This is a genomic window from Neobacillus sp., from assembly GCF_031988165.1.
Taxonomy (GTDB): Bacteria; Bacillota; Bacilli; order Bacillales; family Cytobacillaceae; genus Neobacillus; species Neobacillus rhizosphaerae.
This window is the reverse complement of record NZ_DALZYO010000013.1, coordinates 90,218-102,597: the sequence shown is the minus strand read 5'-3', so window position 1 is coordinate 102,597 and position 12,380 is coordinate 90,218. Positions and strand designations below refer to the sequence as shown.

Below are 12,380 nucleotides of genomic sequence, written 5' to 3'. Positions count from 1 at the left end.
AATTGGTCAAATGAGAGAGTGCATCGCCCGCACTCTTTTTTCATGCCTTTATATTAGCCGCGGGTTGTCATAGATGCCTAAGGCTATTTTATTTTTGAGAGAGTGTTCATCGAATTTTTAACATAAAAGGAGAATGAACATGATTGTTTGCAGTGTTAATCAAATAGCGAAATCGTTTGGTGGAAATTTGATTTTTAAGGATTTATCATTTGAAATACATGAAGGAAGCCGAATTGGCTTAGTAGGCCGGAATGGCAGCGGAAAAACCACTTTATTACGGCTGATGGCAAATCAAGAATCAGTGGACGAAGGGATTATTCACTGGAAAAAGGGGCTGAAAATTGGTTACCTTGCCCAGATTCCTGACTTTAAAGACCTGTCAGTAAAGGAAGTTCTAAAAACGGCATTTGAACAATTAACGGAAACAGAAACGAAGCTTCAACAGTTGGAAATGGAAATGGGCACACAAATTGCTCTAGAAAATCTTCAAAGATTAATGGATCAGTACGGCAGACTTCAGGATGATTTCATCTTAAGCGGTGGCTACGAAATGGAGGCCCAAATGGACCGAATTTCGAATGGCTTGCAAATTACCGACCTGCTTGATAAAGCTTTTTCAACTTTAAGTGGTGGTGAAAAAACAAAGGTAGGACTTGGGTTAAGTTTATTAAAGAATCCAGAACTTCTATTGCTGGATGAGCCGACTAATCACCTAGACCTGATGGCGATTGAATGGTTAGGCTCCTTCTTGAAGGAATATAAGGGAACGATTATTCTAATTTCCCATGATCGTTACTTTTTAGACGAAGTTGTTAATAAGGTGCTTGAAATGGAAGATGGAGAAATTAATCTGTTCCATCGGAATTTTAGCGGTTATGTTACAGAGAAAGAAGAACGTCTGTTAAAAGAATTCCAACAATATCAAGAACAGCAGCGGAAAATAAAGAAAATGAAGGAAGCCATTAGGCGGCTGCGAGATTGGGCAAATCGTTCGAATCCACCAAGTGCTGCGCTCCATAAGCGTGCAACTAATATGCAACGGGCTCTAGATCGGATGGAAAAACTTGATCGACCGAAAATGGATGCTAAGAAAATGGGGATTGACTTTGAAGCAATTGACCGCAGCGGTAAAGACGTTATCATCCTAGAAGACGTTTCAAAAAGCTATGGCAGCCGCACCCTTTTTGAACAAGTGAATATGCTCGTTCAATATAAGGATCGCACAGCAATTGTTGGCGAAAACGGGACGGGTAAATCAACTTTATTAAAAATAGTTTTAAAGGAATGTAAAGTGGACAGTGGAATTGTTAAGATTGGTAGTAACGTTAAAATAGGCTACCTGTCACAACATGTATTTCAGAATATTGGTGATGAGCAGGTCATTGACGTATTCCGTTCTGAGGTTACGGTGAATGAGGGAGAGGCTCGTCATATTTTAGCAAGGTTTCTGTTTTACGGTCCAGCGGTTTTCCGCAAGGTCAATCAGCTAAGCGGCGGGGAGAGAATGCGTCTCCGCCTTGCTCAGCTCATGTACCAGGATATCAATCTGCTTATTTTGGATGAGCCAACCAATCATTTAGATATTGATTCCTGTGAAGTGTTAGAAGAAGCACTTGAACAGTTTAATGGCACGATTTTAGCTGTTTCCCATGACCGTTATTTTCTTAATAAATTATTTAATAAAATTTATTGGGTGCAAGATGGGACTGTTCACTTTTACGATGGTAACTATGATTGGGCAAAAGAAAAGCTGATTTTAAAAGAGATAAAACCAGTTGAAAAGTCCTTGCCGAAAAATTTAATTATGCCAAAGGTAAAAAATTCTAAAGAGCGGGTAAGTACGGATAGTATCGAGGATAAAATTGAGGAAATCGAAATGGCAATCCACTCACTAAAACAACAGCTTGAAGCCGAAAGCGAACTTGAATTGCTTCAAAAAATTTATCAGGAAATAGAGTTGAGAGAAAACCAGCGTGAAAGCCTGTATCTTCAGTTAGATGAAATCGTATAACAATAAAAAAAGGAAACTCCCTAATGCTTAATCAGGGAGTTTTCCTGCTAACTCACGAAACGTTGGTATGATCAGCCGTTTGTAGCTCGGTACAAGCTTCATTGTTTTTATGAACCAACATCTGAAACATGTGCAAATGTATATAATACATTCTAATGACTGTGGAGCCGTCAGTAAGGGGTTCTATTTTTTTTCTCTATTTTTCCTCCCATCGAATGAACTTGCAAATAAATCTTGGAAAAGTTCACGCTTATTTCATTCCCTTTTCAGAAAAGCTTGTTATGATTATGGTAAAAGGAATTTTCTTGAAATGGAGTGGCGACGGTGAATATATTATTGGCTGAGGATGATATTCGGCTCGGGAAGCTGATGACCCACCTGCTGCAAAAGGAATTTCATCTTGTTGATTGGGTTATTAATGGAATGGAAGCTTACAACAATGCCCGCTGTTCAAATTATGATGTCATCATCTTAGACTGGATGCTACCGGGGGAAAACGGATTATCCGTTTGTAAAAGACTTCGAGAAAAAGGAATTAATAGCGGAATATTATTTGTGACCGCAAAGGATGCGAATGAAGATATTATCACAGGTCTGGATTCCGGAGCGGATGATTATATCGTAAAACCGTTCGAATTTAATGAATTATTAGCACGAATAAGGGCAATCAGCCGCAGGAAAGAAAAGCCTCTAGAAGATTCCGTTACCATCAACGATTTTACCCTCAACTTAAACAGCCATGAATTAAAACGAAATGATACCATTATTGAGTTAACAAAAAAAGAATACCAGCTGGTTGAAATATTAATGCGGAACCACAAACAAGTCATTACAAGAGAAGTCCTATTTGATAAACTATGGGGCTATGAAATTGAAGTCTCCGATAACGCTTTAGATGCTTTAGTAAAATTAGTTCGAAAAAAAGTTGATGTACCAGGGACTCCATCCTTAATACAAAATGTTAGAGGAATTGGTTATAAAGTGAGAGCACTCCATGTTTAACCAGTTGAAAGCGAAATTAACCGTTATTTTTACCTTATCTTTACTTTGTTTGCTGCTTTCATTCATCGGAGTACTTTATTTCCTTATATCACATGAGATCAATGATAATGAGGTAGAGGAAATAAGAGTATATTATGATAAAGAAAAAGGCGATTTTATTGAGGATCTTTTTGAAAAAAAGCATCATCTTCTTGAGTATGACCCAAATCGATCGATATTTTACTATATTTACAATCAAAAAGGTGAGTTGGTTTATGGGAAAGAAACTGTACAATCTTTTTTCGAATTTATAGAAGGAAATTCCGATTCGAAAGCAAGTATATTTACAAAAAGGATTGACTGGGGACAACAGCATTTTCTTATCATAAAACAACCTCTTGATACACACGGGTTTGTTATACTTGGAATGGATATTACAGGTGAAAAGCATCTTATTGAAAATATCACTTGGACCCTCTTTGCCCTTACATTATTTTTTAGCCTAATTTACGCGTTTTTAGGATATTATTTTGCAGGGCAGGCAATGAAGCCGATTAAAACAGCTTTTAATCAGCAAGAAAAATTTGTTTCCGATGCTTCCCATGAATTAAGGACCCCATTAAGTATTTTTTATAGTTCTGTAGATTTATTGATGAGAGAAGAAAAGTCGAATTTAAGTCGATTTGGACAAGAAGTCCTTCAGGATGTGAAAACAGAAGCACATCTCATGAACAAGCTGGTAAATGATTTACTAATTCTGGCAAGAAGTGATAAGAACCAATTAATTCTAGTGAAGAAAGAGGTTAATCTTTCCTTACTTTTGACCTCTGTTTGTAAAAGATTTTTCAGAAAAGTATTGAATAATACTCAATTTGAGCAAAAAGTTCAGTCTGGAATATATCTTGTCTGTGATGAAACAAGGATTCAACAATTACTCTATATCCTCTTAGATAATGCATTACGCTATACAAAGGAGGGGAAGGTAACCGTAACCTTAACGCTAAAAGCTGGCGAAAAAGTTATCACCATCGAAGATACAGGATGCGGTATCGCTAAAGAGGACCTTCCGTTTATTTTTGATCGTTTTTACCGTGCGGATGTTACGAGGGAAAAAGGGGGTGCTGGGTTAGGACTTTCTATAGCAAACGCTATTGTTACAGCACATGGCGGTGAAATATTTGTCAGCAGTACGATTGGAAAGGGTAGCGTTTTTACGGTTATTTTCAAATAAAAAATAAAACGGCAGCTAAGAGGCTGTCGTTTCTATTTGCTCGGCTTTTGACGGTTGGCTGATTGCCGGACCATACTGGATTCCAAATATCTGATGAACCCGAGTACAATAATGAGAGAACTTCCGCTGGCGTATAAAAATAATGCCCAAGGTTCGGTGGAATCCGTTCCAATTGCCAGTCCATGAATCATCATAAAAACCCAGGCAGGAATCACAGCTAGGTGGATTTTTTTCCAAATTTTCAAACCTAACTTCTTGATAAAGAAATCGGAAGAGCCAATTACCATGAAAAATAAGTAAAACGAGAGCGTACCAAGCGCAGAATAAACTGGTTCATTTTCAGCATAAAAGGGGATAAATAGCTCACCAAGTGAATAGGGAACGTATTGATCCTGCCAGATTAAGACGGTATGAAAAATGATTGTAAGCAGCCCATACCAACTACTTGTTTGATGTAGAGATACGAGCAATGCCTTTTTCTTTTTCATCACATAAAGTGAACTGCATAACCCGAGCGATAGCGAAAGTGTCATAAAGTAAAACCCTAAAAAGCCAGAAGTGCGAATAAGGTTCCAGACGGAAAAATACTCATTAATATTCATCGTTTCCCTCCTTTCAACTTCTGATGACCGTTCCTTTTTCAGTAATAAGTAGAAAGGAACTATTGAGATCAAAATTTTTCAACATGTCTGGTATCTTTTCAACCTCTTCCATAAAGCAGAGCTTTGTCATAACTTCTGCATCAACACAGGTCTCGGTAGTGACAGTAGCTTGAATGATACTGGTTTCAACAGGTAACCCAGTTTTTCCATTCAATAGATGATGTTTTATCACATTTCCTTGGCTCCAACTGCGATAGACGACATTAGAAGTAGCGATACTTCCGTTTGTTATCCGAAATCGGGCGATTTCCACATTAGGTTGATAAGGGTGGGAAATCCCGATTTTCCATTCTTTTTTCCCGTTTGACCAGACAGTTATGTCACCACCGCCATCCACGATTCCAGACTCGGCCTCTCCAATGTTCTTTAACCACCGTGCCGTAGCCTGTACCGTATAGCCTTTGCCGATTCCGCCGAGGTCTATTTTCCCTTCAGCTGTACGCGTAACTGTTCTAGTGCTCAGGTCAAATGTGAAAGGACAGATTTCTTGGTCATACACGGAAGGCATCACATAAGTTTCAGGATCACTGGAATGGAACGGAAAAGAGGATTCATAACCGTGATACTGCATTTGTGGCAATAAATACGGTGAAAACAACCCATTTGTTTTTCTGCGATAAACTTCCGCGCTTTGTAGGACATCGAAAAGTGGTGGTGTCAGGAGCATTTTTGCGCCTATTTCTAATCGATTAACCTTGCCTAACTCATTATCTGGGAGAAAACGGGACCATTCCTTTTCAACATATTGCACCCACCCCGAAACAACTTCCTTCCAATTCGAAATCATGCAATTGGACACAGAAAAGTAAAAGGTTGTATTCATTGCCTCAATGGTCAAATTGTCAAATCCATCAGGACCTTCGTGATTGGCGGTCACTTTGCTCGACACCTCCCGAAACGACAACTCCATTGATTTCATAATTGGACCAATCAAGCTGCACGAATTCCTTCTCCTGCTTACTCATAGATTTTGTTATTACTTTTTCAGATTGATGTAAACTCTGACTCGGTTGATTTCCTCCAATTTGGCTAATCACAAATGCGGAAAGTGCAGTTCCTGTAAGACCAATTGTCCATTTTGCCTTTTTTGATTTTGCCAACATCAACACATCCTTTAAATTGATTGTAAAACCATCGCCTTTTTAGTTATATCCCAGGTAACACGGTAACCAAGAGCGTTTGCCGCAACCGAAACAGGCAGGTACACTGAATTTTCATAGCAAGTGGCGATTGTAGGCATTGGTGTTTTAACCTTGTTTTCAAACACGGCGTTCGAACCTGCTTTGACAATTAATTCGAGATTTCCTTTGTTTAATACAGCTATTTTGTGTTGGGGATAGAACTTTGCTTGAGCCCCCATAATTTCCGCAATAGCATTTCCGGACACAAGTAACTGACCATCTTGGGGAATGCAGTAGATACTTGTCTCATTCCCATTTACGATAACAATGAGTTCTTCTGGACTAGCAATTGGCAAAGCATTATTAGGATCATTCCGTGGTTCCCGTGACCAAATGCTCCAATATTCCGTTTGTTGAGTTAAATTATTTAGCCGCTGTTGTTTAGTGCGAACATCCGCATCATCGTTATCATGATCTTTTTGAAAGTATTCATGTTTGTTGTCATCATCATCGTCGTGGTCGTCAGCGATAACGCTAGTTCCAAGTGATAATGACACCAACATGACAGCAAGCATTGACATTAATTTTTTCCATCTAGTGTTCACATCTATTTCCTCCTTGCCTCTTTTAAAAGGAAGTTTAGCCCAACACTCTGAAAAGAAACTGAAAAGGATATGGTAAAATGAAAAAATAGTGAGACCATGTTGTGGAATAAGGTAGAAATGCACAGAAAAGAGGAAGAGTATGAATCCAGTCCGTGATCACGTAAAAGAAGGTTTACAGATTTTATTTGTTGGTTTTAATCCAAGTATTCGCTCTAGTGAAACAGGACACCATTTTGCCAATCCCAATAATCGGTTTTGGCGAATTCTTCATGAATCTGGATTAACACCTCGTAAATATGCCCATACAGAGGATTTTCAGCTCCTTGATTTGGGTATGGGGATTACAAACATTGTTTCACGGCCAACAAAAGCGGCAGATGAAATTACCAAGGAAGAATATGAAGAAGGGAGAAAGATATTAATAAGGAAGATTGCCTTTCTGAAACCAAAAGTCGTTTGTTTTGTCGGAAAAGGTGTCTATCAACAATATAGCGGTAGAAAAACTGTAGCATGGGGAGTACAGGTGGAATCAGTGGTGCCAGGGATCATTGACTTTGTTGCCCCATCCACAAGCGGGCTAGTAAGAATGAGGTTGGAAGAAATGGTGGATATATACAAACAATTAACCGCTTTATTATCAAAATAAAAAACATCGACGGAACCACTTAACCGTCGATGTTTTTCCTTAAAGTTCAAATTTTTTTCGATAATGTGATAGGGTGAGCAGTGGGAAAATATAACGATAGCTGTGATAATGAATATAAAAAGCGCCTCCCATTCCTTGCCCTTTAGGATAGGCAGTAGTCCAATCCACTTTATCAAGCGAATCTAATAAATATTGGATACCCTTACGAATTTCGGCTGTTGGTTTATCTGACGTGGTAATTAAGGCATCAAGTGCCCACGATGTATGTGTTAAAGTGCTTGCACGTAATGGAATATACCTTTTTTTACTATCACTATGACATGATTCTCCCCAGCCCCCATCCTCGTTTTGAATTTCCCGTAACCAGCCAACAGCCTTTTGAATGCTGGGATGGCTATTGGAAACCCCAACTGCTAACAAACCAGTCATTGCCCCCCATGTACCGTAAAGATAACAAATACCCCAGCGACCATACCAGGAACCATCCTTTTCTTGATCCTTCATCAGCCATTTGACACCATTTTTAATCGAGGGGTGATCTTTTGGTAAATTGGTATAATTACCGAAAAACTCTAATGTTCTTCCGGTAATATCGGCGCAAGAAGGGTCCACCAGCAAAAATTCACCTTTTTCAAGTGGTAAAAATTCAACTAACTTTGAATTAGCCTCTTTTTCAAACGCCGGCCAGCCCCCGTCCTCGTTTTGCATCGATAACGTCCAGCTAATACCCCGTTCCCAAGCAGCAAGCTCACTTGGAACGATTCTTGAAATCGATCTTAAGGAGGTGGTGGTATCGTCAACATCAGGTAAGATGGTATTCACGTTGGAAAACCCCCAGCCGCCCGGCATGCTATTAGGGTTATGAATCACCCAATCTCCGAATTTATGCTGCTGCCGGTTAAGTAGGTAACGATTGGAATTTACCACCATCGGGTCATCTGACGAAATTCCCGCCGATTGCAGAGCAAAGCCAATCAAGGACGTATTCCAGACATTAGCTGTTGTATATTGCATATGTGGAAAGCCGTTGATTTCACATTTCATCGACTTCATGCCCTCGATCGCCTTTATGATAACAGGGTCTGTTTTCTTATACCCCAATGATAGCAAGGCGAAGATCATCAAAAAGGTGCAGCTGTAATAACTGTAAAAGGTCCCATCCGGTTCAATATGATCCAACATATACTTTTTCGCTCGTTCTATTGCTAAACGACGAAGTTCTTTAGGAATGCCAATTAAACTTTTCACACCATCTTCGATAAAAGATAACAACGAGCGCATTTCTGCTGAACGAACCCAGGGGTCCTCTTCATCCCGCTGTAAATGCAATTCGGACAGGTCCGGACTTTTTGAAGTCCTGATTGTTAATTTTTTATCAGCTAGAATCATTATGGGAGTTAAATTTGCTCTACCAAAAACAGAGAAGGAATAAAAATTGATTGGGAATATCTCTGGTAAAAGAATAACCTCAATGGGAAGTGGGGAATATGCCGGCCATTTATACTGTCCAGTTAAAGCCAGCATGATTTTTGTATACGTGCCAGTCTCTTTTAACCCTCCGTTTGCTAATATATAATTTTTTGCTTTCCTTAGGTGTTTGTTGTCCTTTTGGTGATACCCGGAATAAAGAAGCGCGTAATATGCCTCCACGGTAGCCGTTATATTACCTTCGCCATCATCATAATAAAGTTTCCACGCACCGTTTGTTCCTTGTTTACTTAATATTCTCTTTGTAAGTCCTTGAATTAATTCTTCATCATTAATCTCTAATGTTCGTAATAAAATAATCATATAAGCATCTGTTGAAATGCCTGTATCAAATGGATAGTCCCACGAGCCGTCGGGAGATTGGTCTTTTCTAAGTACGTCAATCAACCAGTCCATGCCTTTTCTTGTATCGAACATCCCAGGTTATCATTCCTCTCCCAAAAAGTATTCACAACTAATACATATTCCCTTTAGGTTGGGAGCATTCGTAAGGGAGGTAATCTGTCATTTTTTTTACGAGAAGTCGCGAAATAACTCCTCTTGAGGCATTACAAGATGAATTAAAGAAAAAAAGCAAAAACCCAGCGGTTACCTCCCCTCATTTAACCTTGAGGGATCGGAATTTATTAGAAAAAGTTAGAACTGAGACGAAGGAGAATAATTTAAACAATGTCACAAGGACGAAGGCCTATTTGGATTTTTACTTGCAGTATCCTGAAATTCAATGGGCGTTTTTAGGGCATATGGTTTCCCGGAACGGCGGGTGGAACATGACGGATTTAAAGGGCGACTTCCTTACGCGCTTACTATCAAAAAAGGATCGGAATTCATTTTTTCAATTTTTAGAGCGTGGCAACTGGTTAATTTTTCAAGATGTTTATCCGCAATTCTTGCTTTACAAGGAAAGCTTGAAACAAAATAAGCCTTTCTTCTACCTATTATCTTTTTTAAATATTTCTACCTTCATGGAGACGATATGGAATCATTTTTGGAGGAATCAAGATCGATATATCCTTTGTATGGCACTAGTTATCAATGAGCAAAGCTATTTGGAAAAAAGAGTGGTTCAGAATCCGGTATATCAAAAAGAAGTGTTGAACAAATTTGAATTTTTTCTGCAGGACCTTTTATCGTTTAACCATATTCTTTTTCCATATGAAGATGGTGAACTAGCTGGGCAGACACTTCATCAGTTTGAATCTGTTAATGAGCGAATTTTACTCGGGAAAAGGTTATATTCTGTCCTTTTTAAAAATAAAGATTTTTTAAGGATTATCGTGGACTGGGCAAAAAATCATCCACATACCGGGTCAAGAAAAGACTACTGGCCCCATATCTTTAATAATATTAAAGAAGGAATTCCAGGGTTTACTTATCCGATTCGATTAAAATCCTGTCAGCTCCGGAAAGGGGCAAGAAGATTCTACAGCCCATCCCTTGAAAATGCCTGGAAAAATGTCAGCCAGCCGGAGGCGGAAAAAGGGGATTGGTTTGAAAACTGGCGGGTGATGGATTATTTAGTGGAGGACAACGAAATGATTGATGGGGAGATAAGGAATGAATACTGTAAAACTCTTGAACGACTCGAGGTTGCAGCCCTCGCAAAAAAGACGATTAACTTTTTGGAATAAAAACTATTTTGCTTGTATGATGCTTGCGTCCTTACTTGGAACGTATTTAGACCTATTTTTTGTTGGGAAACAGATGTATGAGTTTCCTGTAAGGCTGCTGCCAAGGATTTTTTCTATTAATATTGCTTTTACTTTAATTGGCCTTCCTGTTTTTGTCATGATATTTATTTATTGCATTTCCAAAGTGAATAAATGGGGAAGCGCGGGAATTATTTTATTTGTTAGCTTATTAATGCCCATTTTTGAAAAATTTGCGGAAGTGCTTGGCTTCTTTGTCCATGCAAATCAGTGGAATCATCTTTACACGTTTTTTGGGTATTTGTTGTTTTTAACGATTATTGCTGCATTTTATCAATGGTTAGAAAAGCAGTCTAGGTAAAAAACAAAAAGCCGGGACGATGTCTCGGCTTTTTGTTGGGACCCCTTCCGTCCGTACAGTGGTTAAGTGTCCCGCAACAAGCGAATGTTCGGAAGGGGTTCCCTAATTATTATTTTACCACAATCATTGTAGAAATATAGTAGTCAAAAGTGACAAAACTTTCTTTTCTTTTATGAAAAGTGTATGATTAAGTTGATTTTTTACATAAGGAGTGTTGGAAATGGCAAAAAAAGGATACATATTGATGGACGGCGGAGAAAAGATTGAGTTTGATTTATTTTCGAATGAAGCACCTGGTACAGTAGAAAATTTTGAAACATTGGCTAACAAAGGATTCTATAATGGATTAACCTTCCACCGTGTTATTCCGGGATTTGTAAGTCAAGGTGGCTGTCCAGATGGCCGTGGAACTGGTGGTCCTGGCTACACAATTAAATGTGAGACAGAAGGAAACCCACACAAGCATATTCCTGGTGCATTATCAATGGCTCACGCAGGTAAAGACACAGGGGGAAGCCAATTCTTCATCGTCCATGAATCACAGCCGCATTTAAACGGTGTTCATACAGTGTTTGGTCAAGTTACTTCTGGTCTAGAAGCAGCAAAAGCAATGAAAAATGGTGACAAAATGCAAGAAGTTAAGGTATATGATGCTGAATAAGTAAGAATGAGAGAGCTAAAACAGCTCTCTTTTTTTGGTGTTTTTTTAAGAATTTTAGCTTCTTTATCGGGGTAAATTAACTTCAATGCTTTGCTATTGGAGGTTAATATGAAAAAGTTTACTTTATTTTTCTTGCCGTTGTTATTTTTATCGTTTGACGTAAATGCTTCATTTGTAAAAAATGAAACCAAAGAACTTAAGGCTGCCATAATCATTGATGATTTTGGCGGAGGTACAGGCGGAGTAAGGGACTTTTTAGAAGGTGACATACCGATTACTGCTGCTGTCATGCCATTTACGGAAAACTCAATAGAACATGCAGAATGGGCTCATAAAAATGGTTTTGAAGTTATGGTGCATTTACCGATGGAGCCAAAACGAGGGAAAAGATCATGGTTAGGACCGAAGCCAATAACCGTTGATCTTTCTCAGAGCGAGGTAAAACAACGTGTAAGAGAAGCGATTAAGAGTGTTCCATACGCAGTCGGACTAAATAACCATATGGGATCACTAGCGGTGGAAAACGAAGAAATTGTCCGGGCAATTGTCGAGGTAGTAAAGGAGAAAAATCTTTTTATTATTGACAGTGGCACAAGCCCAGGAACAAAATTCCCGCAAATTGCTAAAGAACTAGGGGTCCCGCTTTTAAAAAGAGATGTATTTCTTGATGATATCTCATCCTCTACCAATGTAAGAAAACAAATGATCCGCCTGGCACGAGTAACAGAAATAAAAGGCAAGGGAATTGCTATTGGCCATGTAGGGGTGACCGGTAAAGTTTGTTCGGTGGGCATTTTTCAGTCGATGAAAGAATTTGAAAAGCGGAAAATCAAAATTGTTCCAGTCTCAGAACTATTTTCAGGTAACTTAACTGAAAAGTTTTTTTTTCCAAAATAAAAAGGCGGCTGCAAGCTGCCTTTTTTTGCTGAATTTATTTTTTCTGGTAAAATGTTTTCTATCAAAA

The 12,380-nt window shown here is 38.8% G+C and carries 13 protein-coding genes and 1 pseudogene; 9 read left to right on the top strand and 5 right to left on the bottom strand.

The features are described 5' to 3' along the window. Window positions 1–139: 139 nt before the first annotated feature. The 4 genes and pseudogenes from abc-f to RTR43_RS09865 all read left to right on the top strand — a co-directional run bounded on the left by abc-f (window position 140) and on the right by RTR43_RS09865 (window position 4,223). The gene (gene abc-f, locus RTR43_RS09880) at window positions 140–2,011 is read left to right on the top strand and encodes a ribosomal protection-like ABC-F family protein (protein ID WP_312471481.1); all 1,872 of its coding nucleotides are present in this window, start codon (window positions 140–142) and stop codon (window positions 2,009–2,011) included. Between the two features lie 60 nt (window positions 2,012–2,071). Continuing rightward, window positions 2,072–2,167, top strand: a pseudogene (locus tag RTR43_RS09875) (cell wall hydrolase); the annotation flags it as partial. A 168-nt stretch (window positions 2,168–2,335) separates the two neighbouring features. Then, on the top strand, window positions 2,336–3,013 hold the full coding sequence (locus RTR43_RS09870) for a response regulator transcription factor (protein ID WP_312471479.1): 678 nt from the start codon (window positions 2,336–2,338) through the stop codon (window positions 3,011–3,013). Then, entirely contained in the window at window positions 3,006–4,223 is a 1,218-nt protein-coding gene (locus tag RTR43_RS09865; RefSeq protein WP_312471478.1) for a sensor histidine kinase, read from the top strand. The genes RTR43_RS09870 and RTR43_RS09865 overlap by 8 nt, the downstream gene beginning before the upstream one ends. A gap of 32 nt (window positions 4,224–4,255) precedes the next feature. On the opposite strand, the gene RTR43_RS09860 is transcribed toward RTR43_RS09865, so the two are convergent. From RTR43_RS09860 to RTR43_RS09845, 4 genes are read right to left on the bottom strand one after another with little or no spacing between them, the layout of a single operon-like run. After that, entirely contained in the window at window positions 4,256–4,825 is a 570-nt protein-coding gene (locus RTR43_RS09860; RefSeq protein WP_312471477.1) for a ferric reductase-like transmembrane domain-containing protein, read from the bottom strand. Window positions 4,826–4,838: 13 nt separating this feature from the next. After that, on the bottom strand, window positions 4,839–5,762 hold the full coding sequence (locus RTR43_RS09855) for an FAD:protein FMN transferase (protein WP_312471476.1): 924 nt from the start codon (window positions 5,760–5,762) through the stop codon (window positions 4,839–4,841). Then, window positions 5,737–5,988 carry a hypothetical protein gene (locus tag RTR43_RS09850; RefSeq protein WP_312471475.1) on the bottom strand — a complete coding sequence of 84 codons (252 nt, stop codon included), beginning with the start codon at window positions 5,986–5,988 and terminating at the stop codon, window positions 5,737–5,739. Before RTR43_RS09850 ends, RTR43_RS09855 begins: the two co-directional genes overlap by 26 nt. Before the next feature lie 11 nt (window positions 5,989–5,999). Further along, a complete protein-coding gene (locus tag RTR43_RS09845) occupies window positions 6,000–6,611 on the bottom strand; it encodes a copper amine oxidase N-terminal domain-containing protein (protein WP_312471473.1) in 612 nt (203 codons plus the stop codon). Window positions 6,612–6,750: 139 nt separating this feature from the next. Between RTR43_RS09845 and RTR43_RS09840 the strand changes: the two genes are divergently transcribed. After that, window positions 6,751–7,257 (top strand): mismatch-specific DNA-glycosylase, encoded by a 507-nt coding sequence (locus RTR43_RS09840; protein WP_312471471.1) that lies wholly within the window; start codon window positions 6,751–6,753, stop codon window positions 7,255–7,257. Between the two features lie 39 nt (window positions 7,258–7,296). Here the strand turns inward: RTR43_RS09840 and shc are convergent, their stop codons facing one another. Further along, window positions 7,297–9,162 carry a squalene--hopene cyclase gene (gene shc / locus RTR43_RS09835; RefSeq protein ID WP_312471469.1) on the bottom strand — a complete coding sequence of 622 codons (1,866 nt, stop codon included), beginning with the start codon at window positions 9,160–9,162 and terminating at the stop codon, window positions 7,297–7,299. Window positions 9,163–9,251: 89 nt separating this feature from the next. Between shc and RTR43_RS09830 the strand changes: the two genes are divergently transcribed. The 4 genes from RTR43_RS09830 (at window position 9,252) to RTR43_RS09815 (ending at window position 12,313) form a co-directional block, all read left to right on the top strand. Next, window positions 9,252–10,376, top strand: coding sequence for a DUF2515 domain-containing protein (locus tag RTR43_RS09830; RefSeq protein ID WP_312471532.1), 1,125 nt, complete (start codon window positions 9,252–9,254; stop codon window positions 10,374–10,376). Further along, window positions 10,303–10,755, top strand: a complete 453-nt coding sequence (locus RTR43_RS09825) for a CBO0543 family protein (RefSeq protein ID WP_312471468.1) — start codon at window positions 10,303–10,305, stop codon at window positions 10,753–10,755. Before RTR43_RS09830 ends, RTR43_RS09825 begins: the two co-directional genes overlap by 74 nt. 220 nt (window positions 10,756–10,975) lie before the next feature. Continuing rightward, window positions 10,976–11,416 (top strand): peptidylprolyl isomerase, encoded by a 441-nt coding sequence (locus RTR43_RS09820; RefSeq protein WP_312471467.1) that lies wholly within the window; start codon window positions 10,976–10,978, stop codon window positions 11,414–11,416. Window positions 11,417–11,524: 108 nt separating this feature from the next. Next, window positions 11,525–12,313, top strand: a complete 789-nt coding sequence (locus RTR43_RS09815) for a divergent polysaccharide deacetylase family protein (protein WP_312471465.1) — start codon at window positions 11,525–11,527, stop codon at window positions 12,311–12,313. Window positions 12,314–12,380: the final 67 nt, after the last annotated feature.